The 23,637-nt window shown below is 54.2% G+C and carries 20 protein-coding genes and 1 tRNA gene; 10 read left to right on the forward strand and 11 right to left on the reverse strand.

The window, feature by feature from the left end:
• Positions 1-230 precede the first annotated feature (230 nt).
• A complete protein-coding gene (locus H2Z33_RS15430; RefSeq protein ID WP_023295104.1) occupies positions 231-1,469 on the forward strand; it encodes an Nramp family divalent metal transporter in 1,239 nt (412 codons plus the stop codon).
• A gap of 33 nt (positions 1,470-1,502) precedes the next feature.
• Here H2Z33_RS15430 and H2Z33_RS15435 read toward each other — a convergent pair whose 3' ends face one another.
• Together H2Z33_RS15435 and mgrA are read right to left on the reverse strand one after the other, a co-directional pair.
• Positions 1,503-1,850 (reverse strand): DUF2502 domain-containing protein, encoded by a 348-nt coding sequence (locus tag H2Z33_RS15435; protein WP_033487398.1) that lies wholly within the window; start codon positions 1,848-1,850, stop codon positions 1,503-1,505.
• A gap of 126 nt (positions 1,851-1,976) precedes the next feature.
• On the reverse strand, positions 1,977-2,975 hold the full coding sequence (gene mgrA, locus H2Z33_RS15440; protein WP_017692976.1) for an L-glyceraldehyde 3-phosphate reductase: 999 nt from the start codon (positions 2,973-2,975) through the stop codon (positions 1,977-1,979).
• Positions 2,976-3,161: 186 nt separating this feature from the next.
• On the opposite strand from mgrA, the gene ipdC reads away from it, so the two are divergent.
• Positions 3,162-4,820, forward strand: a complete 1,659-nt coding sequence (ipdC, locus tag H2Z33_RS15445; protein ID WP_063134551.1) for an indolepyruvate decarboxylase — start codon at positions 3,162-3,164, stop codon at positions 4,818-4,820.
• On the opposite strand, the gene H2Z33_RS15450 is transcribed toward ipdC, so the two are convergent.
• On the reverse strand, positions 4,821-6,056 hold the full coding sequence (locus H2Z33_RS15450) for an ion channel protein (protein ID WP_032619299.1): 1,236 nt from the start codon (positions 6,054-6,056) through the stop codon (positions 4,821-4,823). It abuts the gene before it with no gap.
• 205 nt (positions 6,057-6,261) lie between these two features.
• On the opposite strand from H2Z33_RS15450, the gene glk reads away from it, so the two are divergent.
• On the forward strand, positions 6,262-7,227 hold the full coding sequence (glk, locus tag H2Z33_RS15455; RefSeq protein ID WP_063134550.1) for a glucokinase: 966 nt from the start codon (positions 6,262-6,264) through the stop codon (positions 7,225-7,227).
• 35 nt (positions 7,228-7,262) lie between these two features.
• Here glk and H2Z33_RS15460 read toward each other — a convergent pair whose 3' ends face one another.
• The gene (locus tag H2Z33_RS15460) at positions 7,263-7,994 is read right to left on the reverse strand and encodes a LytR/AlgR family response regulator transcription factor (protein ID WP_015572237.1); all 732 of its coding nucleotides are present in this window, start codon (positions 7,992-7,994) and stop codon (positions 7,263-7,265) included.
• Between the two features lie 13 nt (positions 7,995-8,007).
• Entirely contained in the window at positions 8,008-9,705 is a 1,698-nt protein-coding gene (locus H2Z33_RS15465) for a sensor histidine kinase (RefSeq protein WP_032619300.1), read from the reverse strand.
• A gap of 386 nt (positions 9,706-10,091) precedes the next feature.
• On the opposite strand from H2Z33_RS15465, the gene alaC reads away from it, so the two are divergent.
• The gene (alaC, locus tag H2Z33_RS15470) at positions 10,092-11,327 is read left to right on the forward strand and encodes an alanine transaminase (RefSeq protein ID WP_017383460.1); all 1,236 of its coding nucleotides are present in this window, start codon (positions 10,092-10,094) and stop codon (positions 11,325-11,327) included.
• Positions 11,328-11,385: 58 nt separating this feature from the next.
• Here alaC and ypdK read toward each other — a convergent pair whose 3' ends face one another.
• On the reverse strand, positions 11,386-11,457 hold the full coding sequence (gene ypdK / locus H2Z33_RS15475) for a membrane protein YpdK (protein WP_099458937.1): 72 nt from the start codon (positions 11,455-11,457) through the stop codon (positions 11,386-11,388).
• A 359-nt stretch (positions 11,458-11,816) separates the two neighbouring features.
• A complete protein-coding gene (gene lpxP / locus H2Z33_RS15480; protein WP_086524742.1) occupies positions 11,817-12,737 on the reverse strand; it encodes a kdo(2)-lipid IV(A) palmitoleoyltransferase in 921 nt (306 codons plus the stop codon).
• Positions 12,738-13,005: 268 nt separating this feature from the next.
• On the opposite strand from lpxP, the gene H2Z33_RS15485 reads away from it, so the two are divergent.
• On the forward strand, positions 13,006-14,385 hold the full coding sequence (locus H2Z33_RS15485; protein ID WP_063867070.1) for a diguanylate cyclase: 1,380 nt from the start codon (positions 13,006-13,008) through the stop codon (positions 14,383-14,385).
• A gap of 13 nt (positions 14,386-14,398) precedes the next feature.
• Here H2Z33_RS15485 and H2Z33_RS15490 read toward each other — a convergent pair.
• Positions 14,399-14,470, reverse strand: a tRNA-Arg gene (locus tag H2Z33_RS15490).
• Positions 14,471-14,545: 75 nt separating this feature from the next.
• Positions 14,546-15,475, reverse strand: coding sequence for a formate/nitrite transporter family protein (locus tag H2Z33_RS15495; RefSeq protein WP_017383457.1), 930 nt, complete (start codon positions 15,473-15,475; stop codon positions 14,546-14,548).
• 314 nt (positions 15,476-15,789) lie between these two features.
• Here H2Z33_RS15495 and mlaA point away from each other — a divergent pair, with 314 nt between their 5' ends.
• Complete coding sequence (mlaA, locus tag H2Z33_RS15500; RefSeq protein ID WP_198091802.1) at positions 15,790-16,542, forward strand: phospholipid-binding lipoprotein MlaA; 753 nt, start codon at positions 15,790-15,792, stop codon at positions 16,540-16,542.
• 44 nt (positions 16,543-16,586) lie between these two features.
• Here the strand turns inward: mlaA and fadL are convergent, their stop codons facing one another.
• The gene (gene fadL / locus H2Z33_RS15505; RefSeq protein WP_032102746.1) at positions 16,587-17,870 is read right to left on the reverse strand and encodes a long-chain fatty acid transporter FadL; all 1,284 of its coding nucleotides are present in this window, start codon (positions 17,868-17,870) and stop codon (positions 16,587-16,589) included.
• A 372-nt stretch (positions 17,871-18,242) separates the two neighbouring features.
• Here fadL and H2Z33_RS15510 point away from each other — a divergent pair, with 372 nt between their 5' ends.
• From H2Z33_RS15510 to sixA, 4 genes are all read left to right on the forward strand, one after another.
• On the forward strand, positions 18,243-18,527 hold the full coding sequence (locus H2Z33_RS15510) for a YfcZ/YiiS family protein (protein ID WP_017383455.1): 285 nt from the start codon (positions 18,243-18,245) through the stop codon (positions 18,525-18,527).
• A 228-nt stretch (positions 18,528-18,755) separates the two neighbouring features.
• Positions 18,756-20,066: an acetyl-CoA C-acyltransferase FadI gene (fadI, locus tag H2Z33_RS15515; RefSeq protein WP_017692982.1), complete on the forward strand. Its 1,311-nt coding sequence runs from the start codon at positions 18,756-18,758 to the stop codon at positions 20,064-20,066.
• Complete coding sequence (gene fadJ, locus H2Z33_RS15520) at positions 20,066-22,213, forward strand: fatty acid oxidation complex subunit alpha FadJ (protein WP_062938269.1); 2,148 nt, start codon at positions 20,066-20,068, stop codon at positions 22,211-22,213. Before fadI ends, fadJ begins: the two co-directional genes overlap by 1 nt.
• Positions 22,214-22,422: 209 nt before the next feature.
• Complete coding sequence (gene sixA, locus H2Z33_RS15525; RefSeq protein WP_003861375.1) at positions 22,423-22,908, forward strand: phosphohistidine phosphatase SixA; 486 nt, start codon at positions 22,423-22,425, stop codon at positions 22,906-22,908.
• A 46-nt stretch (positions 22,909-22,954) separates the two neighbouring features.
• On the opposite strand, the gene smrB is transcribed toward sixA, so the two are convergent.
• Positions 22,955-23,506 (reverse strand): endonuclease SmrB, encoded by a 552-nt coding sequence (gene smrB / locus H2Z33_RS15530; RefSeq protein WP_063134548.1) that lies wholly within the window; start codon positions 23,504-23,506, stop codon positions 22,955-22,957.
• Between the last annotated feature and the right edge of the window lie 131 nt (positions 23,507-23,637).

The raw sequence follows: 23,637 nt of genomic DNA on the forward strand, positions 1-23,637 counted from the left end.
GTGATCAACAAGACATTTTTGTTATGTTAGGTAAATGAGTGAAAAGTTAAGTTTGTGTGCTACGCTTCACAAATGTCTGCGCATTTTCACATTCTGTGACCTTGCTCCACCTGCCTGTCTATCGTTCCTGACTATCAGAGAAATCATGTTAACCGTTACAAATGAACTTGATAATCATTCTCATTTTGATAGCATAAAACATAGCAAAGGCTATATTTCCAGAGGCAGAAATGACGAATAGTCGCGTAGAGAGTAGCAGCGGCAGAGCGGCACGCAAGCTGCGGTTCGCATTAATGGGACCGGCATTCATTGCCGCGATTGGCTACATCGATCCGGGTAATTTTGCGACCAATATTCAGGCCGGGGCCAGTTTCGGCTATAAACTGCTGTGGGTTGTGGTATGGGCCAATCTGATGGCGATGCTGATTCAGATGCTCTCCGCGAAGCTGGGTATTGCTACCGGAAAAAACCTGGCGGAGCAAATCCGCGATCATTATCCACGTCCGGCAGTTTGGTTTTACTGGGTTCAGGCGGAAATTATCGCCATGGCCACCGATCTCGCCGAGTTTATCGGGGCGGCGATCGGCTTTAAGCTTATCTTGGGCGTCTCCCTGCTTCAGGGGGCGGTGCTGACCGGTATCGCCACTTTCCTGATTCTGATGCTCCAGCGGCGGGGACAAAAACCGCTGGAGAAAGTCATCGGCGGCCTGCTGCTGTTCGTCGCTGCCGCCTATATTGTTGAGCTGATTTTCTCCCAGCCGAATCTGGCGCAGCTGACGAAAGGGATGGTGATCCCGTCGTTACCCACTTCTGAAGCCGTTTTTCTGGCTGCCGGAGTGCTGGGGGCGACCATCATGCCGCACGTCATTTATCTGCACTCTTCATTAACCCAGAATCTGCATGGCGGGACGAGTAAAGAGCGCTACTCCGCCTCGAAATGGGATGTGACTATCGCGATGACCATTGCCGGATTTGTGAATCTGGCGATGATGGCGACCGCCGCCGCCGCGTTCCACTTTAACGGGCATACCGGGGTTGCCGATCTCGACCAGGCTTACCTGACGCTGGAGCCGTTGCTGAGTCATGCCGCTGCCACTATTTTTGGTTTAAGCCTGGTCGCTGCGGGTCTTTCATCTACGGTTGTGGGGACACTGGCCGGGCAGGTGGTGATGCAGGGGTTCGTACGTTTCCATATTCCGCTGTGGGTTCGCCGCTCGGTCACGATGCTGCCTTCCTTTGTTGTGATCCTGATGGGGCTGGATCCGACCCGCATTCTGGTGATGAGTCAGGTACTGCTAAGTTTCGGGATTGCGCTGGCGCTGGTGCCACTGCTGATCTTCACCAGTAATAAATCGCTGATGGGCGAACTGGTGAATTCGACGTGGGTGAAGCGCGCCGGGTGGGCCATTGTGGTCGTGGTGGTGGCGTTAAACTTGTGGTTGCTGATAGGCACAGCCGCAGGCCTGTAAAAGAAAAAGGAGCCGGAAGGCTCCTTTTTGTTGTTAATGGTGATGGCCGTGACCGTGGCCTCTGCCTTTTCCATGACCCCAGCCGCCACGGCGGTCGTCACGATCGTTCCAGCCTTCGCGGTAGCCGCGTTCGTAAGCCTTACGCTTATCCCAGCCACGGTGATAGCCGTTATCGTGTTTCCACCAGCGGTTTTGACGCCATTCATAATGGCGATGCCAGTAGTCACGGTCGCGCCAGTAGCCACCGTCCCAGTATCTGCCGTAGTCATCACGATCGCCAATTTGTAATTTAATCGATGGCAACAGGGTGATTTCGCCCGCACTGGCGACCAGCGGAGCCGAAACCAGTAATACCGCTGCAAGAATCAGTGACCTGAACATACTCTTCTCCTTCACGATCGGGGCCGCTGTGCGACCTGTTAACGCAATTTTACGAGTTGGTAAACATTCGTTTCATCGCCTCAACTCCTAAATCAGGAACGAGAGCACTTTTTGCTAAAAGTGTTTTTAATCTGAACTGGACAGGATCGTATCTATCGTCTTCAGCTCTTCTGCCGTGAACCGACAATTCTCAAGCACGCCTGCTGCATCTTCAATTTGTCCGGTCTTGCTTGCGCCGATGAGCACGGATGTCACCGCATCGTGGCGCAGGATCCAGGCCAGTGCCATTTGCGATAGCTTTTGCCCCCGGTTTTCCGCCAGCGCATTCAGCTTGCGTACCTTTTCCAGCTTTTTGTCGGTGATCTGCTCCGGGTTAAGGAACTTACTGCCGCTTGCTGCGCGAGAATCCGCCGGGATACCGTTCAGATAGCGATCGGTCAACTGTCCGCCCGCCAGGGGGGAGAAGGGGATACATCCCACCCCTTTATGCTGCAACACGTCCAGCAACCCCTCTTCAGGCGCACGTTCAAACATGGAGTACTTCGGCTGGTGGATCAGACATGGCGTGCCCAGATCCTCCAGTATTTCAATCGCCTGCCTTGCCACTTCTGCCGGGTAGTTGGACAGACCGATGTACAGCGCCTTGCCCTGACGCACCACATGGTCAAGCGCTTTCATGGTTTCACGTAGCGGCGTTTGTGGATCCGGGCGGTGGTGATAGAAAATATCGACATACTCCAGCCCCATACGCCTGAGGCTCTGGTCCAGGCTGGCGATCAGATATTTACGTGAGCCCCAGTCGCCGTAAGGCCCGTCCCACATGGTGTAGCCCGCTTTGGTGGAGATGATTAGCTCATCGCGCCAGGGCAGGAAATCCTCCTGCAAAATGCGCCCGAAATTACGTTCGGCCGAACCAGGAGGCGGGCCGTAATTATTGGCAAGGTCAAAATGCGTAATACCCAAATCGAAAGCACGCTGTAAAAGTTGACGGCTGTTTTCGAGTAACGTCGCGTCGCCAAAATTATGCCAAAGCCCCAGCGAGATGGCGGGAAGCTTAAGGCCGCTTTGCCCACAGCGGCGATATTGCATTGTCTGATAACGATTTTTGTCAGGCTGATAACCCATTGGCGAGACCTCTGGCGCTGGAAAGAAACATCAGTGTATACGTTTACACTAACCTGAAGAAAATGAGCATAGCTCAGCTTTTTTCGTAAAGCATTCTTTCCAGACCCTGATTGTCGCCAATTCTGGACACGCTTCACGCTTATTTAATACTCAGAGTGAGGTCAACGTCAGAAGGACACTTATAATATGCGTACCCCCTATTGCGTCGCCGATTACCTGCTGGACCGACTAACAGATTGTGGTGCCGATCATCTGTTTGGTGTGCCAGGCGACTATAACCTGCAATTTCTCGATCACGTGATAGACAGCCCGGACATCTGCTGGGTGGGCTGTGCCAATGAACTGAACGCGTCTTACGCCGCAGACGGTTATGCCCGCTGTAAGGGCTTTGCCGCGCTCCTGACGACATTCGGCGTTGGGGAGTTAAGCGCCATGAACGGTGTGGCGGGCAGCTTTGCCGAACATGTTCCCGTCCTCCATATTGTGGGGGCCCCGGGTATGGCGGCGCAGCAGCGAGGAGAGTTATTGCACCATACGTTGGGCGACGGCGAGTTCCGCCATTTCTATCATATGAGCGAACCCATCACCGTTGCACAGGCGGTACTTACCGAACAAAACGCCTGCTATGAAATTGACAGAGTCCTGACCACTATGCTGCGGGAGCGCCGTCCGGGCTACCTGATGCTGCCCGCTGATGTGGCGAAAAAAGCCGCTACGCCCCCTGTAAGCGCTCTCACTATTAACCCCGCACCGGCTGATTCAGCCTGCTTGCAGGCGTTCCGTGAGGCTGCCGAAAAGCGCTTGTCCACGAGCAAACGCACCGCGCTGTTAGCGGACTTCCTGGTACTCCGCCATGGTCTGCGCACGGCCCTTCAGACGTGGGTGAAAGAGGTGCCGATGGCACACGCCACCATGCTGATGGGCAAGGGCATTTTTGACGAACGACAGAGCGGTTTTTACGGCACCTACAGCGGAGCGGCGAGCGCCGCGCCGGTCAAAGAGGCCATCGAGGGGGCTGATACGGTGCTGTGTATTGGCACGCGCTTTACCGATACGCTCACTGCCGGGTTTACCCACCAGCTGACGCCAGACCAGACGATAGAGGTTCAGCCACACGCGTCCCGCGTCGGCGACGTCTGGTTTACGGGTATCCCGATGAGGGAGGCCATTGAAACGCTGACAGCGCTGTGTAAAACCTATGTTCGTGATACGCGAGCGCCATTGGATCACAGCGGCTTTTCGTTCCCGACTATCGAAGGGGCGCTGACTCAGGAGAGCTTCTGGCGTACCCTGCAAACGTTTATCCGCCCCGGAGACATTATTCTGGCTGACCAGGGAACGTCTGCTTTCGGCGCTATCGATCTGCGTTTACCGGCGGACGTGAACTTTATCGTCCAGCCGCTGTGGGGATCGATTGGCTACACGCTGGCGGCAGCATTTGGCGCGCAAACGGCGTGTCCGAACCGACGCGTGATTGTCCTGACGGGTGACGGCGCCGCGCAGTTGACCATTCAGGAGCTGGGATCGATGCTGCGCGACAAGCAGCGCCCGATTATTCTGGTGCTTAACAACGAAGGATACACGGTGGAAAGGGCCATCCACGGGCCGGAGCAGCGCTATAACGATATTGCCCTCTGGAACTGGACGCAGATCCCGCAGGCGCTGAGCCTGGCGCCTCAGGCAGAGTGCTGGCGCGTCAGCGAAGCGGAAGCGCTGGCGGAGGTGCTGGATAAAGTGGCACACCATGAGCGGCTTTCGCTGATCGAGGTGATGCTGCCGAAAGCCGATATTCCGCCGCTGCTGAGCGCGCTGACCAAAGCGCTGGAGGCGCGCAATAACGCCTGATTACCTGTCGTTTCGCCATCCCATCAGCATCGGTTTGCCCGCCAGCAGGAGCCAGGCGGGCAACATCACGATACAGAGCAGCGGCAGAAGCGTGGTATCCGGCACGACAACGGCCGCCATAAACAGGCTCAGCCACGCATCGCGCGTGACCACCAGTACCAGCCCCAGAATGGAACAGGAGACGGTAATCGCCGCAGGGACAGCGTCAACGTGCTCATGCAGCATCAGCCCCAGCGCGACGCCAACAAATACCGCCGGGAAGATACGACCTCCCCGGAAACCACAGGCCGCAGCGACCACCAGCGCCGCCAGTTTTACCAGCGCGAACAGCAGATAATCGGAGACGCTAAAGACCTGGCTGAAGGCCAGCTGCTGCATCTCGTCCAGACCCTTAAACAGCGTAACCGTCCCGCCGATGGCGCCTAAAACGCCCAGAATAAAACCCCCCATGCCCAGAATCAGCACCGGATGCTTCAGCCTGTGCATCAGGCGATGCAGGCGAGGGAGACACCACACCGCGACCATCCCCAGCGCAATGGCGATCGCGACGACGACGGCACCGCTGAAAATATCGGTGAGTTGCATCTGGCCGTAGTGGGGGATGGTGAGTGAAAAATGGGGATGGAAAAACAGGCTGGTGGTGAGGGCTCCCGCAGCGGCGGCCATTAGCGGCGCGAAGAGTTTATCCCACAGCGGTACTTCATGATCACTGCTGAGGGTTTGCGAAAAAATGAGCGCAGCCGCGACCGGAGTGCCAAACAGCGCCCCGATGGTGCCTGCTGACGCCAGGATCGTCCAGTCCAGCGCGCCAACGCGCGGAAAAAGACGCGCCCCCAGAAAGACCGCCAGCGCGATATTAACCGCCATAATGGGATGTTCAGGCCCGAGGCTTACGCCGCCCGCAAGACCGATAATCAGCGCGATAATAAGCCCCGGCAGAGCAGAGGGAGAGACAGGGGCGCCAATCAAGGGTTCCAGTGCCGGGTCCGGCCCGGCATGACCCGGGCTATAGCGGATCACCAGCCCTACGGCAATCCCGGTCAGGGTCAGCATCATCATGATCCAGCCCGGCGAGTCAATGCTGATGCCGAGTTTTACCGGAAGCGCGGTCCATAAAATCGTTTGCAGCACCGCCGCCACTTTCATGACGACGATGAGCACCAGGCTCGACGCCACGCCAATAATTAGCGCCGGGACAGCCAATAACAGCATGGTTCTGGCTCGCGGATGGAGCATGATGATTTCCTTGTACAAAACGGCTTAACGTTACTTTGCACAATCAGCATTGTGGCAATAGTGCAAAAGGTGCTGAAACGGTAAAGTTATAATGTGACGAAGATCGATAATCCATGGGCAGTCACCTTCTGGTCGTTGTTGTTATCACGCCTTGAATTTACAGTGTCCCAAAGATTTATTCTGACTTTAGCGGAGCAGTAGAAGAATGACAAAGTATGCTTTGGTAGGTGATGTAGGCGGCACCAACGCGCGCCTTGCCCTGTGCGATGTGAACAGCGGTGAAATTTCTCAGGCGAAAACCTATTCAGGGCTGGATTACCCAAGCCTGGAAGCGGTGGTTCGCGTCTATCTGGAAGAGCATAAAGTGAGCGTTGAAGACGGTTCTATCGCTATCGCCTGTCCGATCACCGGCGACTGGGTGGCGATGACCAACCATACGTGGGCCTTCTCAATTGCCGAAATGCGGAAAAACCTCGGCTTCTCGCACCTTGAAATTATCAACGACTTCACTGCGGTTTCCATGGCTATCCCAATGCTTAAACCAGAGCATCTGATTCAGTTCGGCGGTACGGCCCCGGTTGAAGGCAAACCGATTGCCGTTTACGGCGCAGGCACCGGCCTGGGGGTGGCGCACCTGGTCCACGTCGACAAACGCTGGGTCAGCCTGCCGGGCGAAGGCGGTCACGTGGATTTTGCGCCGAACAGCGAAGAAGAGGGCATTATTCTTGAGGAGCTACGCGCTGAGATTGGGCACGTGTCGGCCGAGCGGGTGCTTTCTGGTCCGGGCCTGGTGAACCTGTATCGGGCGATTGTAAAATCAGACGGTCGTCTGCCGGAAAATCTGCAACCTAAAGATGTGACCGAACGCGCGCTGGCCGACAGCTGTATTGACTGTCGCCGTGCTTTGTCGCTGTTCTGCGTCATCATGGGGCGTTTTGGCGGCAACCTGGCGCTGAACCTTGGCACCTTTGGCGGGGTCTATATTGCGGGCGGGATCGTGCCGCGCTTCCTCGATTTCTTTACCGCCTCCGGCTTCCGTGGCGGTTTCGAAGACAAAGGCCGCTTCAGGAGCTATGTCCAGGACATTCCTGTTTACCTGATTGTCCACGACAACCCAGGCTTACTGGGCTCCGGGGCGCATCTGCGTCAGGTACTGGGTCAGATCCTCTGATGCTCATTCCCCTCTCCTGCGGGAGAGGGAACGCGCTACAGGTGCATGAGCTGGCGGAACTCTTTCACTCTGCTGCGGCTTACCGGCACCTGAAAATCCAGATCCTTCAGCCGCAAAATATAGGTGTTATTAAACCAGGGTTCGATTTCGCGGATCTTGTTCAGGTTGACGCAGAACGAGCGGTGGCAGCGGAAGAAGTGAGCGGCCGGGAGTTTATTGCAGAATTCGGTGATGTTCATCGCCATGACGTAGGATTCACGCCGCGTATAGACAAACGTCATTTTTTCATGCGCTTCGGCATAGTAAATATCGTCGACAGGCGTGACGATGATCCGTTCGTCCTTCACCAGATTAATCGTGTCGTTTTCCCGCGCTACCGGGCTGGCACTGGCGGGTAATGCTTGCTGCTGCCACGCGGCTTCCAGCTTATGCAGCATGCTGATAATACGCGACTCCTGGTACGGCTTCAGAATATAGTCAAACGCCTCAAGCTCGAAGGCTTCCACGGCATGCTCTTTCCACGCGGTGACAAACACAATAAACGGCTTGTGGGCGAACTGATTGATATTTTGCGCCAGCAGGACGCCGTCCAGCGACGGAATATTAATATCGAGGAATATCGCGTCGACCCGGTTATGCTGTAAAAATTTCAGCACGTCCAGACCATCCTCAAAACAGCCAACAATCTCCATCTGGCTGTGGGTTTTGATAAGCCAGCTCAACTCCTGTTGAGCCAGAAATTCATCTTCTACGATGATGACTTTCATCTGTTACTCCGGCCTACGGCAACAAGGATATCGGGGCATTCACGGGCGTTCGCTCATTCGGAACATAAAAGGCAATTTCGGTGCCCGGCTCAAGACGGTGAATATGCAGCCCGTCACCGTACAGCAGTTTGACCCGGTGATGCACATTCAGCAGTCCGATCTTGTTGCCTGGCATTTCGTTTGATTTGACGCGCTCGATGACTTTCGGATCGATGCCGTGCCCGGTATCGCGCACGGCGATGCGCACGCGGTTACCGCTTTCCGTCACGCTAATCGTTACTACGCCTTTGCCTTTACACGGCTGAATACCGTGAACAATGGCGTTTTCCACCAGAGGCTGGATCAGCAGGCTTGGGATCACGCAGCTGACCTCTTCATCAATATCGTAAATGACCGTGAGCTTATCGCCAAAGCGTGCCTGCTCGATGGCGATGTAATCCTTGATTTGATACAGCTCTTTTTTGATGTCGATCTGCTCGTCGTCATTTAGCTCAATGTTGTAGCGCAGATAGCGCGACAGATTAAATATCAGCTGCCGCGCGGTATCCGGATTCAGACGGATGGAAGAGGAGATAGCGTTCAGCGCGTTAAACAGGAAATGGGGATTGATCTTGCTTTGCAGGGCGCGCAGCTCTGCCTTATTTGCCATCTCGCGCAGCTGCTCTGCACGCGAAACCTCAAGTTGAGTGGAGATAATCTGCGACAGGCCAATCGCCATCTCCTGGAGCGAAGAGGTGATTTGGTGCGCATGGCAGTAGTAAATTTTCAGCGTCCCCGTGACCACGCCTTTTTCCCACAGCGGGATCACCAGCATTGAGTGGATCTCTGGCGTCCGGTGGGCTTCATCATTGTTTTTAATGATGATTTTTCCGTAGTTAATCGCCTGTCTGGTGGTCGGACTGATGGTATCGTCGCTGTCGCGATAATTGTGCTCCCCGACGCCAACGTAAGCCAGCACGTGGTCAATATTGGTGATGGCGACCGCATCGGCGTGAATATCACGGCGGATGATATCGCAAACCTGACGTAAAGATTCGGCGTTAACGTGTCGGAAAAGCGGCAGCGTCTTGTTGGCGATATCCAGCGCCAGCTTGGCCTGACGCGCGGCGCTGGCCTCTTTTTCGCCCTCCACGCTTTGCACCAGCAGCACGATAAAACCGATACAGACGCTCCCGAGGATCATAGGAATACCGATCTTCGAGACGATATCCAGCCCCAGCGCAACGGTTGGCGCCCAGACGATGACCAGGATCATGGTCAGCGTTTCGCAGACCATCCCCGCGATAATCCCTGCACGCCAGTGCTGCTTTTTCGGGATTTTGCGGTTAATCCAGCCCGAGAGCAGCCCGGCAATAATGCTGGTGATAAAGCAGGGGACTGCCGTCACGCCGCCAATATCAATCAGGTATCGATGGGTGCCGGCGATGATGCCTGTGATAATCCCTACCCAGGGACCAAAGAGGATCCCGCCCGACATGACGGCGATGATGCGCACGTTCACCAGCGAGCCTTCTACCGGCACCCCGGACCAGGTGCTGAACAGGGCAAACATCGAAAAGATAAACGTGACGGCCAGCAGCTCTTTTGGCGAATGGGCAGATTTATGCAACAGTTCGCGGAACAAGCGGATGCGGATAAGGAAAAAGAGACAGATCAGCATTAATGCCGCGCGGTCGAACACCGCCAGGAGCATATTGAAGATTTCGTGCACGGTCAGGCCTGGGAAAACGGGAAAAATCTATGATAGAAAACATAGGGCCTGATGACCAGCTATCCATCAGATTTATCAAATGGGGAAAAACCATAATTCTCAAAGGGGATTGCTGGCTTTTGACTGAAAGCCGGTGCTTTTCCGTTTGGGGAGAAACGTCAGGTAACGATACTGAAAATATTGTGTTAAATCGTAGCGCTTAAAACTGCCTGTTCGCGATAAGAGTTCCGCTTTTCACTGCAATCACATTCCCGTTTTAGCGCAAAATATTGTTTTGCCGTTATCCTCTCGACAGCGTCTTTTTCTTCAGGTTATTTTCTAAGCACGCCACACGGGTGGCAGCGTCGCTCGGACGGTCCGGGCGCTAACGTGACTCTGAGGAATCTATGGCTGAATTCAGTCCTGAACGCCGTTTTACGCGTATCGATCGTCTCCCCCCTTATGTTTTTAATATCACTGCTGAACTGAAAATGGCTGCGCGTCGGCGCGGCGAAGACATTATCGATTTCAGTATGGGTAACCCTGACGGCCCAACGCCGCCGCATATCGTTGAGAAACTCTGCACGGTTGCGCAGCGTCCTGATACCCATGGGTATTCCACCTCACGCGGCATTCCACGCTTACGTCGGGCGATCTCCCGCTGGTATCAGGATCGTTATCAGGTCGATATCGATCCTGAAAGTGAAGCGATTGTGACCATTGGCTCCAAAGAGGGGCTGGCCCACCTGATGCTGGCGACGCTGGATCACGGCGATACCGTACTGGTGCCGAATCCGAGCTACCCGATTCACATCTATGGGGCGGTGATTGCCGGCGCGCAGGTGCGTTCTGTCCCGCTGGTGGAAGGCGTCGACTTCTTTAACGAGCTGGAACGGGCGATTCGTGAAAGCTATCCGAAGCCGAAAATGATGATCCTCGGTTTCCCGTCAAACCCAACGGCACAATGCGTTGAACTCGAATTCTTCGAGAAAGTGGTCGCGCTGGCTAAGCGTTACGACGTGCTGGTGGTACACGATCTCGCCTACGCCGATATCGTTTATGATGGCTGGAAAGCGCCGTCAATTATGCAGGTACCCGGTGCCCGCGATGTGGCGGTTGAGTTTTTCACCCTGTCGAAAAGCTACAACATGGCGGGCTGGCGAATTGGTTTTATGGTGGGAAACAAAACGCTGGTGAGCGCCCTGGCGCGTATTAAAAGCTACCATGACTATGGCACCTTTACGCCGTTACAGGTCGCGGCCATCGCGGCGCTGGAAGGGGATCAGCAATGCGTGCTCGATATTGCCGCTCAGTACAAACGCCGCCGTGATGTGCTGGTAAAAGGGCTTCATGAAGCAGGCTGGATGGTGGAAATGCCTAAAGCCTCTATGTACGTCTGGGCGAAAATCCCTGAGCCGTATGCGGCGATGGGTTCTCTGGAATTTGCTAAAAAACTGCTTCAGGACGCGAAGGTTTGCGTCTCTCCAGGCATTGGCTTTGGTGACTACGGTGACACGCATGTGCGTTTCGCGCTGATTGAAAACAGCGACCGTATCCGTCAGGCAGTGCGGGGCATTAAAAGCATGTTCCGCGCGGATGGCCTGCTTGCAGCGAAGAGCGTTGCGGAACAACCCGAGTCGTAACGGACAACAAAAAAAACAGGCGCCAACGGCGCCTGTTTTTTTGACTGCATTTTCTTAACTAGATCATCAGAGCAAACGTTCCGGCCCAAACTAAAACAATAACCGAAATGCCCATAAAGAAATATTTCACGTTTCATCGCTCCGCGTATCTTCCGGTACGCATTAAAAAAACAGAGTCCAACTGAGTATAGAGAGTTGAAATCATGCGAAAGGGGAAATCGGAATTATCCCGTGACGTCGCTAACTTCAGCTCTGAATTCTGTGCTTTCCTGTCGCCAGACGGCGCTAATGTACGCCTAAATTTCAGGAGTGACAAGAGGCATTTTTTTAAATAATTTCCTACACTTACGAGTGTCGTGGAACGGCGACAGTTTGATTTCGGTACGCAATAAATGCCTGTTGAGCGACGGTCGAAAAAAGCCGTTACGCACTGCGATTACAGGTGTTTGAAAAGGTTAGTTTCTTAGCGAAACTAACCTTCGAAAGGGGTCAGATATAGAGTGAGGCTTCGCCCAGGGGACGGGTTTTAAAGCGGCGGTGCATCCACAGATACTGCTCAGGCGCACGCATAATTTCAAACTCAATCACCTTATTGATAAAGGTCGCGGCTTCACTCTCATCTTCAGGATAGTTCGCCATCTCTGGGGAGATATGCAGACGATAGCCTGACTTATCCGCTTTTCTGACCATGGTCACCGTCAACATCGCGGCGCCTGAGAGACGTGAAATCACAAAGGTACCGTTCGTCGTAGCGACATCTTTAACCGCAAAGAAAGGGGCAAAACTGCTGCCTTTAGGACCGTAGTCCTGATCCGGGGCAAACCAGACGGCTTCCCCTTTTTTCAGGGCGCCAACCATACCGCGCAGATTGTTACGGCTGATCATCGCCTTATTTGAACGCATGCGGCCCCGCGTTTGTACCCATTCCATCAGCGCGCTGTTATGCGGGCGATAGGTTGCCATCATTGGCTGACAAAGACCCATAACGCGGCCGCCCAGCTCAAGCGACATAAAATGCACACCCACAACCATCACGCCGCGGTTTTGCATCTGGGCACGTTTCAGGTTATCCAGGCCTTCCACGTCAAACCATTTACGGACACGCTCGTCTGGCCAGAACCAGGCCATACCGGTTTCAAGCAGCGCCATACCGATAGATTTAAAGTTTTCCGCAATCAGCGTTTCGCGCTGCCGCGCATTGTAATGCGGAAAGCACAGTTCGAGATTTTTTCGGGCAATGGATTCACGACGCTTAAGAAAGTAACGCGATGCGCTGCCGAGCTTAGAACCCAGGAAACGGATCACGGGATATGGAAGTTGAACCAGCAGCCAAAGTACGCCAAGGCCGAACCATGTAAACCAGTAGCGCGGGTGCAAAAACGCCCGCTGAAATTTGGATTGAGACAAAATAGTGGAACCTTTGTAAAGCCTGTGAAGGTAGCGCAGACTTCGCGATACCACGTGCCATTGAGACCGTAGGACGAGGTCATGGTTGCAGGCTTTACCGTTCTTTACGACGTTGCCTGGCCATTGCTGACTTGGGTGGGCGGCATAATGTAGCACCGTTATACATTATGAGCCATCACTCGTTTTTGTTTAAAAAAGCGGCAATTGCGGAGTGGTTTGATTTTGCTATTGTTAAATCTGCGTTCCCGCATGTCTCCTGAAGGTGCAGACCATGGAAACCTACCTGCAAACGGTGAAAGAAGAGTGGGTGAAGCTGATTAATGAAACCGATCCCGATGTGCATCGGCTTGCGACTGAGCTTGCCAGAGACAACGCAACTCCCCTGGTCGCTGAATTCTATCGTGTTGTGCTGGCAGATCCATCGGCAGCTGAATTCCTGACCACCGAACAGGTGGAGAGGCAGCTTCAGGAGGCGCTTCGTCGCTGGCTTATTGATGTGCTCTCATGCCGTGTGGAGCAGGTTGAAGAGCAGATGCGGGCGCAGCAGCGCGCTGCGGATGTTCATGCCCGTATTGGTGTTTCGGTTGATTTAGTTGAAATGGGCTTCCGCGTTCTGAAAAAGCTGCTGTTGCCTGTCATTACTACCAGCGCCCATTCGCCTGAGTTGAAGCTGCATATTTATCACTACGCGATAAACAGTATCGATCTGGCCATGGAAGTGATGTCGCGGGCCTATGTATTTAGCGAGAACAATGCGGCGAAAGAGGACGAAAATTATCGCATCTTTTCCTTAATGGAGAACGCAGAAGAGGAGAAGGAGAGACAGACCGCGGCGCTGCTGTCATGGGAAATGGTGCTTCTGTATAAGATCACGCTTAATTCCAGTATCGGCAACAGTCTGCCGCTGGGGCAGTCTGAATTTGGACTGTGGTTTAGCCATAAAGGTCGGCACTACTTCAGCGGGATCGCTGAGGCCGGTCATATCTCTCGTCTGATTCAGGAATTCGATGACCTTTTTAACGAGGTCCGTCTTGCAGGGCAGGGTCTGAGTGATAAAGCGCAGCGGGATAAATTCTTGCAGCGAATGCGTAATACCCTCTCGCAAATCATCACGCTTTTGCGCGAACTGTTTGACGAAGTGTCGCGACACGAGGTGGGGGTTGATGTCCTGACCCGCCTGTTGAATCGCCGTTTCCTGCCAACCATCTTCAAACGCGAAATCCTGCACGCCACCCGGGCGGGAACAAAGCTCTCGACGCTGCTGATTGACGTCGACAAATTTAAACAAATCAATGATACCTGGGGGCACAATACCGGGGACGAGATCCTGCGAAAAGTCTCCGGCGCGTTCTACGACAACGTGCGAACCTGTGATTACGTTTTTCGCTACGGCGGCGATGAATTTCTGATTGTGCTAACGGAAATCTCAGAGGTGGACGCGCTGCGAATTGCCGAGCGTATCCGCAGGCGGGTGGAAAAAATCAAGGTTAACTCCCCAACCGGCGATATTATCCCGCTCTCCCTCTCGATAGGCGTTGCGATGTTCAACGGGCATCCCGATTACGAGCGATTGATTCAGGCGGCGGATGAAGCCTTATACGGCGCGAAACGGCGTGGCCGAAACTGCGTGGAGCTTTGGAAGGGGGCGTAAGGAAAGACAGAAGTGTCCCCTGCAGGAATCGAACCTGCAACTAGCCCTTAGGAGGGGCTCGTTATATCCATTTAACTAAGGGGACGAAGCGGCAAGAGTATAGCGTTATTTACACTTTTCGTTAAGCGCATTGCCGCCTGACTGGTCAAAGAGTCACCGTTCACGCCGATTTTTCGGCAGTTTTATCCTTTTTTTCCTGAGCCTTAAGCTCGGCCTTACGCTTGTTGGACATGTCGTTACGGATTTGCGCATGGCTCAGCAGCGCAAAGATAAAGGTCCCGCCACAAATATTGCCTGCGAGGGTTGGCAGGGCGAACGGCCAGAAAAAGTCGCTCCAGTGGAGTGTGCCGTTAAATACCAGATAAAGGATCTCCACGGTTCCGACAACAATGTGCGTGGTATCGGCGAGTGCGATAAGCCAGGTCATCAGGATAATCACCACGATTTTCGCGCTGCCCGCTGACGGGAACATCCAGACCATAGTGGCGATGATCCAGCCGGAAATTATGGCATTAGAGAACATTTCAACCGGCGTGTTTTTCATCACATCCATGCCAATTTTCACAAATGCGTCGCGGGTCGGTTCATCAAATATTGGCATATACTCGAACGCCCAGGCGGCTATGCCCGTACCGATCAGGTTCCCCAGCAGCACGACGCTCCACAGGCGCATCAGTAAACCGAAATTACCGAGGGTCGGATTTTGCATGACGGGCAGTACGGCAGTGACGGTATTCTCCGTAAAAAGCTGCTGTCGCGCCATAATGACGATAATAAAGCCGAACGTGTAGCCTAAATTTTCCAGCAAAAACCCGCCCGGTACGCCTTCCAGCTGAACGTGAAATATCCCTTTGGCGAGCAGAGAGGCACCCATCGACAGACCGGCTGCAATGGCTGACCACAGCAGGGCCATCGCGTCGCGCTCCATCTCTTTTTCCCCGTCCTGGCGAATATGCTCATGAATAGCCATGGCGCGCGACGGCAGGCGATCTTCATCGACTTCTATCTCTTCTCCCCGGTCTTTCTCCTCGCTTTCAATCTCATGTTCCTCTTTGCTTTCACCAATTTTCTCTTCGCTAATGTCTTTCATAACAGCTCCTTCGGGGTAATTGCTCATTTAAGCGTAGCGGCTTTTAGCGCTTTCCCCGTGGGGATGCTCTTAAATTGCTGAAAATGGCAATAAAGGTGAGACATCTCTTTCAAAGCCAATATAAAATTGCCAGCGAAACGAATTCCGAAAGACAGGCTATGCTGAAATTAGCGTGATGACGCGAGCGGGTCGTCATTGTCCTCGTAGACATCGGTAAGCGTGCTGTTACAATCACTTGCACGTTTCAGGCGGAGCATCTCAGGCTCCGTCACAGATGGCATTCAACGATAGCCATATTGAACAGGGAGAAATTTATGAAGCTTCGGCTGTCGGCGCTTGCGCTGGGCGTAACAATGCTTGCGGGCTGCGCCAGCTCTGGCGAGCAAACGGGACGCTCCGATCCTCTCGAAGGATTTAACCGTTCAATGTACAGCTTTAACTATAATGTGCTGGATCCATATCTGGTTCGTCCGGTTGCCGTGGCATGGCGTGACTATGTTCCGCAGCCGGCGCGTAACGGGCTGAGCAACTTTACCAGTAACCTGGAAGAGCCAGCGGTTATGGTCAACTACTTCCTTCAGGGCGACCCGTATCAGGGGATGGTGCATTTCACCCGCTTCTTCCTGAACTCCCTGCTGGGTATGGGCGGCTTAATTGATGTCGCAGGCATGGCGAACCCGAAATTACAGCGTGAACAGCCGCACCGTTTCGGCAGCACGCTGGGTCACTATGGCGTAGGTTATGGTCCGTATGTGCACCTGCCATTCTACGGCAGCTTTACCGTGCGTGATGATGGCGGCGACATGGTGGATACGCTGTATCCTGTACTGTCATGGCTCACCTGGCCGCTGTCGATTGGTAAATGGACCGTGGAAGGAATTGAAACGCGTGCGCAACTGCTGGATTCTGATGGTCTGCTGCGTCAGTCTTCCGATCCGTACATCATGGTCCGCGAGGCCTACTTCCAGAACCATGACTTTATTGCCAACGGCGGTAAGCTGAAGCCGGAAGATAATCCGAACGCGAAAGCCATCGAGAACGAATTAAAAGATATCGATTCGGAATAAATAAAAAAGGTGAGCAATGCTCACCTTTTTTAATCGTGTTGGGATTAGAACGCGTAGTTGAAGTTGGTACCAAACAGCCAGGCTTTACCTTCAGAGGTAAACTCGTACGGGCCTTCCTGGAAGGTCACCTTCTGGCCATGCATGTACGACACGCCCGCGTCGATAGAGGCATTCTCGTTGAACGCGTAGGTTGCCCCCGCACTCACCCAGAAACGGTCCTGATCCGGAATGGAGATAGAACGTTTATCGGCCGGTACCGGGCTGTCATCAAATGCCACGCCGGTACGGAACGTCCAGTTATCATCCATATAATAGGTCGTACCAAGCGCGATACGGTATGCATCGTGGAAGCTTTCGTCTTTATAGAACAGCGTCTGGCCGTTGCTGCCGGTGGCTTTAAGCTCCTCGAACTGGCTCCAGCTGGTATACGCGAGGCTGTAGTGAATTGCCCACTGCGGCGCAACGCGGTTATAACCTGACACTTCCCACATTTCTGGCAGATGCAGCGACAGTGAACCCGGTACGGTTTGATTCGAGGTACCCCATGGAATGGTGGTGCCCGCGCCTGGGACCATACCGTTGACTGGGCTCAGGATGCCGCTTTTGTAATCGCCATCGAAATCAATTTTCACTTCTGAGCGATAGGTCAGACCCCAGCGGTTGTTTTTATCCAGTTCATACAGGATACCGGCGTTCCAGCCGTAACCCCATTCATCACCTTTCAGGCTGGCAATTTTATTGCTGTTTTTCGGCAGTGCAGCAGTTTGCTCCCCGGAGTAACGCTCGATTTTTGCATCGGCGTAGACAGCATCAAAGCCCAGACCAAAGCTCCAGTTATCGTTCAGACGATATGCGCCGCTCAGGTTGAGGTTCAGGGTCGTCAGGTCGGTTTTACCGCCGTATTCCCCGGCCGGATAGTTGTTATTGAACTCCGTTGCCAGGCCATAGTTAGAGGTGACAGAGGCACCCCAACCAAACTGTTCATTGATTGGCGCAACAAAGTGCAGGTTAGGCACCCACGCGGTCGGCGCAATGTTATCCGCCTTCAGATCTGCGCCGGTGAACTGAGATTTGCCAGAAATATTGACATCAGGATCGATGTAAACCGCACCGGCAGAGAAGGTAGGGCGATCAAACATCATGATCAGTGCCGGGTTACGACTCGCGTTGCCTGCGTCATCGGCAATCGCACCTTCCCCGGAATACGCACGGCCAAGGCCAGAGGAAGAAAATTCGTTTAACTGGAAGCCCGCTGACCAGGCGGACGTTGAGACGATTGCCACTGCAACTGCTAAAGCAGTTTGTTTGAACAGGGTTTTCTGGCTCATGACCATAACCTCATTGAGTTATTTTTATTCAATAATTGTTACATACCGTAACAGGAGCGCGAAGTGTAGGGTCTGAGGTATGACTTACAAATCAGACCAGTGGCGAGAGTATAGGTCTGACCAGCTGGGATGTTGCAAGTTTGTTTATTAATATTTTCAGATATGTTTCTTGAAACGAGATCTGGTTGGCAAAATTGTGACCAGTGCGATTCCTCTGAAAAGGGGAATTTTGTTTTAGATCATTTTTTAGTGTGATATTGCTCACTTATCCGATTTTGCGCCATTAACGGCTGGAGGGGGCTCGTCCGGGGGCGTAAAATAGACGCATCGTGTTTATCTCGCGCCCTGCGCGAATACAGAGGAAATTGAGCTATGAGTAAATGCAGTGCTGATGAAACCCCGGTTTGCTGCTGTATGGATGTTGGCACCATTATGGACAACACCGATTGCACCGCCTCTTACAGCCGCGTATTCCCTAACCGCGCTGAAGCGGAAGAGACGCTGGCCGCGCTGAGCCAGCGCGCGCGTGAAGTTGAATCCGATCCGTGTGAAATCAAATCCACCTTCACGGAAGTGGAAGGCGGCGTGCGGCTGGATATCGACTTTGTGTTCGCCTGCGAAGCAGAAACGCTGATCTTCCAGCTGGGCCTGCGTTAATACTTTTTGCACGGGCCTACGATCGTGTAGGCCGGGTAAGGCAACGCCGCAACCCGGCAACAAATCTCACAAATGCCTCTGCCATGCAGGGGCATTTTCTTTTTCTTCTCTGTGCCTTAGCTCGCAATTTTTCGCTTCCCCGATTGGCTCAATGTAAAAAAATAGTTAAGACTATTATCAGGTCAGACCACTTAATGTGTGCGCAAAATTTTTTTACAGGGGAGTGTTATGAGTCAGGCATTACCGCTTATCACCCGACACGGTGACCGCATTGCCATTGTCAGCGGGTTACGTACGCCGTTTGCGCGTCAGGCAACCGCGTTTCACGGTATACCGGCTGTCGATCTGGGAAAAATGGTGGTGGGGGAGATGCTGGCTCGCAGCGAGATCCCGCCAGAGGTTATTGAGCAACTGGTTTTCGGCCAGGTGGTGCAAATGCCGGAAGCGCCCAATATCGCACGTGAAATCGTGCTGGGCACCGGCATGAATGTTCACACCGACGCATACAGCGTCAGCCGCGCCTGCGCCACCAGTTTCCAGGCGGTGGCGAACGTGGCGGAAAGCCTGATGGCGGGGACCATTCGCGCGGGGATCGCCGGCGGCGCGGATTCCTCCTCCGTGCTGCCCATCGGTGTTAGCAAACAGCTGGCCCGCATCCTCGTGGACGCCAATAAAGCCCGGACCACCGGTGCGAAGCTCAAACTCTTCTCGCGTTTACGTCTGCGCGACCTCATGCCCGTGCCACCTGCCGTTGCTGAATACTCCACCGGCCTGCGTATGGGCGACACTGCCGAGCAGATGGCAAAAACCTACGGTATTACCCGCGAACAGCAGGATGCACTGGCGCATCGCTCGCATCAGCTCGCTGCGAAGGCGTGGTCGGAAGGCAAACTTGCCGACGAGGTGATGACGGCTTACATCCCGCCTTTCCGCGAACCGCTGGTGGAAGATAACAATATCCGTGGCACCTCGACGCTGGAGGATTACGCAAAACTGCGCCCGGCGTTTGATCGTAAACATGGCACCGTTACGGCGGCCAACAGTACGCCACTGACGGACGGTGCCGCCGCCGTGATCCTGATGACGGAATCCCGGGCGAAAGAGCTTGGCATAACACCGCTGGGCTATTTGCGTAGCTACGCCTTTACCGCCATTGATGTCTGGCAGGACATGCTGCTCGGTCCGGCCTGGTCCACGCCGCTGGCGCTGGAGCGTGCGGGGTTGACGCTGGCTGACTTAACCCTGATCGATATGCACGAAGCCTTTGCCGCACAAACCCTGGCAAACATTCAGCTGCTGGCAAGCGAGCGCTTCGCGCGCGATGTACTGGGCCGCGCCCACGCGACCGGCGAAGTGGATCAGAGTAAGTTTAACGTGCTTGGCGGATCCATCGCCTACGGCCATCCATTTGCGGCGACCGGCGCGAGAATGATAACTCAGACTTTGCACGAGCTGCGTCGCCGCGGCGGCGGTTTTGGTCTCGTTACCGCCTGTGCGGCGGGCGGCCTGGGTGCAGCAATGGTTCTGGAGGCTGAATAATGGAAACGACATCTGCATTTAATCTGGCTGTTCGCCTTGATAACGTGGCTGTTATCACCATTGATGTACCCGACGAAAAGATGAACACCCTGAAGGCCGAGTTTGGCGTTCAGGTGCGTGCGATGCTCAGACAGATCCGCGAAAACAAAGCGATACGTGGCCTGGTATTTATCTCGGCAAAGCCGGATAACTTTATTGCCGGGGCCGATATCAACATGATTGCCCGGGCGAAAAGCGCTCAGGAAGCAGAAGACCTGGCCCGTCAGGGGCAGCAGGTAATGGCGGAGATCCATGCGCTGTCGATACCCGTTGTCGCTGCGATCCACGGGGCCTGCCTGGGCGGTGGGCTTGAGCTGGCGCTGGCCTGTCACAGCCGAATTTGTACCGACGATGCGAAAACCGTACTCGGACTGCCGGAGGTACAGCTTGGATTGCTGCCCGGTTCAGGTGGCACGCAGCGCCTGCCGCGTCTGGTGGGCGTCAGTACGGCGCTGGAGATGATTTTAACCGGTAAACAGCTGCGCGCCCGTCAGGCGTTAAAGGCGGGTCTGGTTGATGAGGTCGTTCCGCACGCCATCTTGCTTGAGGCCGCCGTTGAGCGGGCGCTGAAAGGTCGTCAGGCGAAACGCCCTCTGCCGGTGCGCGAGCGTATCCTCGCCGGGCCGCTGGGGCGCACGCTGCTGTTCAATATGGTGGGTAAAAAAACCGAGCAAAAAACCAAAGGGAACTATCCGGCAGCGACGCGCATTCTGAAGGTGATTGAAACCGGTTTATCGCAGGGCAGCAGCAGCGGTTATGCTGCGGAAGCGAAAGCCTTTGGCGAGCTGGCGATGACGCCGCAGTCGCAGGCGCTGCGCGGCATTTTCTTTGCCAGCACGGGGGTTAAAAAAGATCCGGGCAGTGAAGCTGAACCGGCTCCGCTGCGTGCCGTTGGCGTTCTGGGTGGTGGGCTGATGGGCGGCGGCATCGCATTTGTCACCGCCAGCAAAGGCAAATTGCCCGTACGTATCAAAGATATCAACCCTAAGGGTATCAACCACGCGTTGCAGTACAGCTGGCAGAACCTTGATCGCAAAGTGAAACGCCGCCATATCAAGGCCAGTGAGCGTGATAAAACCCTCGCGATGATCACTGGCGCCACCGACTATAGTGGGTTTGCACACCGCGATCTGGTGATTGAAGCCGTGTTCGAAGATCTCGCCCTTAAGCAGCAGATGGTGGCGGACGTTGAACAGCATTGCGCGCCGCACACCATTTTCGCGTCAAACACCTCGTCTTTGCCGATCGGCGACATCGCGGCGAAAGCCGTGCGCCCGGAGCAGGTGATAGGGCTGCACTATTTCAGCCCTGTCGAAAAAATGCCGCTGGTGGAGGTTATTCCACATGCCACAACCAGCCCGCAAACTATTGCCACCGTGGTGAAGCTGGCGAAAAAACAGGGCAAAACCCCGATTGTGGTCGCGGACAAAGCCGGCTTCTACGTCAACCGCATTCTGGCGCCTTACATTAACGAAGCGATGCGGTTGCTGACGGAAGGGGAGAAAATTGAGCACGTCGATGACGCTCTGGTGAAGTTTGGTTTCCCCGTCGGCCCAATCCAACTTTTGGATGAAGTAGGAATTGATACAGGGACTAAAATTATCCCTGTGCTGGAAGCGGCTTATGGCGATCGTTTTGCGCCGCCTGCAAACTTTGTTTCCGCAATTTTGAAGGACGATCGCAAAGGCAGAAAAAATGAACGCGGTTTCTATCTTTACGCCGTGAAAGGGCGTAAAAGCAAGAAACAGGTCGACCCTTCGGTTTATGCGCTTATTCCTGTCACGGGTCAGGGAAAACTGTCGGCGGTTCAGTGTGCTGAGCGCTGCGTGATGATGATGCTCAATGAAGCGGCGCGCTGCTTTGGTGAGCAGGTGATCAAAAGCGCGCGCGACGGCGATATCGGCGCCGTGTTTGGTATCGGTTTTCCGCCATTCCTTGGCGGTCCGTTCCGGTATATGGATACCCTCGGGGCGGGTGAAGTGGTTGCGATCCTGCAACGTCTGGCCTCGCAATATGGTCCACGGTTTACACCTTGTGACGAATTATTGCAGATGGCGGAACGGGGTCAGACATTCTGGCCCGCAAGGGAAACTGATTGCGTAAACTGAAGTCAAAGAAGGGTAAATCCTGAGGTGATGGAACCTGTTCTGGCGAAATTGTAAACAGAGATTGACTATACTTACGCCATTGAGGTAAAAAACAGCGTTTCATTCACCGAATGGTTCAGGCACAATGCCCGGCCATCGGGTTTTCTACCTCAGAGCATTAATCGCGGGTAGTTAACGCCGGTGATTCTGGTTAACAAAAGCGGTGCAATATGCAAGTTTTTATCATGCGTCACGGCGACGCGGCACTCGATGCCGCCAGTGACTCAGTACGTCCTTTAACCGTCTGTGGCTGCGACGAATCCCGTCAGATGGCGACATGGCTTAAAGGTCAAAAAGTGGACATTGAACGCGTTCTGGTGAGTCCGTTCCTGCGGGCAGAACAGACGCTGGATGTGGTAGGAGAGTGTATGAACCTGCCATCCAGTGTGGATGTTCTCCCTGAACTCACGCCGTGTGGCGATGTTGGCCTTGTCAGTGCTTACCTTCAGGCGCTGTGCAATGAAGGTGTCGCTTCCGCACTGGTCATTTCCCACCTGCCGCTGGTCGGCTATCTGGTATCTGAGCTGTGCCCGGGCGAAACGCCACCGATGTTCACAACGTCCGCCATTGCCAACGTCACCCTCGACGAAACCGGCAAAGGGGTCTTTAACTGGCAAATGAGTCCGTGCAACCTGAAGATGGCAAAAGCCATCTGACGTGACGTGCGATATGGCGGGGTGCAGCGTGCCTCCCGCCATCCTGTCAGGGCAATTCTGGCGGCTGCCACTCCTCGACCTCAATCAATACCAGCAATGCGGCATCTCCGCCGTACTCTTTTGGCGCCTGATGAAAAGCCATCACGTGTGGATGCTGAGCCAGCCACAGCGGTGTCTGTTGCTTAAGAATATGTTTGCCGTGGCCGTGCATCACGCAGGCGCAAAAAACATGCTCGCGACGACATGCCGCGATCAACGCCCCCAGCTCCTGTTTCGCCTGCATCTGGGTCAACCCATGCAGATCGAGGAACAGCTCCGGCGAGTAATCTCCCCGGCGTAATTTTTTCAGTTCAAAATGGCTGACGTCTTCGCGCACGTATTTCACCGCACCCTGGGTATTTAGCAGCGGCTGAAACTCATCTGAAAAATAGTGGCTGTTATCGGCCTGCTCCTGGAGCAACCGTTTGACCGGTACCTCGCTGACTTTTTTACGCTGCGGGCGATGGACAATGGTGTCGTGCGTGATTTGATGCGTCCCGGTCATCAGCTGGCGGAATAGAGCCTGATCCTCCTCGCTGAGCGATGTTTTCTTTTTCATTCGTCATTCTCATCTCGTATTTCCGATAGTGTACCCGACTAAACGCATTTTTTAACCTCAAGCGGTACGCGTCATTGCTGATTTATCGCCGTCTTCATGGCAAACTAGCCGCCGAAAATTATGCGAGCATG

This window comes from Enterobacter sp. YSU, assembly GCF_016082135.1.
Taxonomy (GTDB): domain Bacteria; phylum Pseudomonadota; class Gammaproteobacteria; order Enterobacterales; family Enterobacteriaceae; genus Enterobacter; species Enterobacter hormaechei_C.

Excerpts from the sequence above, each read along its gene's own strand:
- H2Z33_RS15430 (WP_023295104.1), top strand. The coding sequence starts at position 231 with ATGACGAATAGTCGCGTAGAGAGTAGCAGCGGCAGAGCGGCACGCAAG.
- H2Z33_RS15435 (WP_033487398.1), bottom strand. The coding sequence starts at position 1,850 with ATGTTCAGGTCACTGATTCTTGCAGCGGTATTACTGGTTTCGGCTCCG.
- mgrA (WP_017692976.1), bottom strand. The coding sequence starts at position 2,975 with ATGGGTTATCAGCCTGACAAAAATCGTTATCAGACAATGCAATATCGC.
- ipdC (WP_063134551.1), top strand. The coding sequence starts at position 3,162 with ATGCGTACCCCCTATTGCGTCGCCGATTACCTGCTGGACCGACTAACA.
- H2Z33_RS15450 (WP_032619299.1), bottom strand. The coding sequence starts at position 6,056 with ATGCTCCATCCGCGAGCCAGAACCATGCTGTTATTGGCTGTCCCGGCG.
- glk (WP_063134550.1), top strand. The coding sequence starts at position 6,262 with ATGACAAAGTATGCTTTGGTAGGTGATGTAGGCGGCACCAACGCGCGC.
- H2Z33_RS15460 (WP_015572237.1), bottom strand. The coding sequence starts at position 7,994 with ATGAAAGTCATCATCGTAGAAGATGAATTTCTGGCTCAACAGGAGTTG.
- alaC (WP_017383460.1), top strand. The coding sequence starts at position 10,092 with ATGGCTGAATTCAGTCCTGAACGCCGTTTTACGCGTATCGATCGTCTC.
- H2Z33_RS15485 (WP_063867070.1), top strand. The coding sequence starts at position 13,006 with ATGGAAACCTACCTGCAAACGGTGAAAGAAGAGTGGGTGAAGCTGATT.
- H2Z33_RS15495 (WP_017383457.1), bottom strand. The coding sequence starts at position 15,475 with ATGAAAGACATTAGCGAAGAGAAAATTGGTGAAAGCAAAGAGGAACAT.
- mlaA (WP_198091802.1), top strand. The coding sequence starts at position 15,790 with ATGAAGCTTCGGCTGTCGGCGCTTGCGCTGGGCGTAACAATGCTTGCG.
- fadL (WP_032102746.1), bottom strand. The coding sequence starts at position 17,870 with ATGAGCCAGAAAACCCTGTTCAAACAAACTGCTTTAGCAGTTGCAGTG.
- H2Z33_RS15510 (WP_017383455.1), top strand. The coding sequence starts at position 18,243 with ATGAGTAAATGCAGTGCTGATGAAACCCCGGTTTGCTGCTGTATGGAT.
- fadI (WP_017692982.1), top strand. The coding sequence starts at position 18,756 with ATGAGTCAGGCATTACCGCTTATCACCCGACACGGTGACCGCATTGCC.
- fadJ (WP_062938269.1), top strand. The coding sequence starts at position 20,066 with ATGGAAACGACATCTGCATTTAATCTGGCTGTTCGCCTTGATAACGTG.
- sixA (WP_003861375.1), top strand. The coding sequence starts at position 22,423 with ATGCAAGTTTTTATCATGCGTCACGGCGACGCGGCACTCGATGCCGCC.
- smrB (WP_063134548.1), bottom strand. The coding sequence starts at position 23,506 with ATGAAAAAGAAAACATCGCTCAGCGAGGAGGATCAGGCTCTATTCCGC.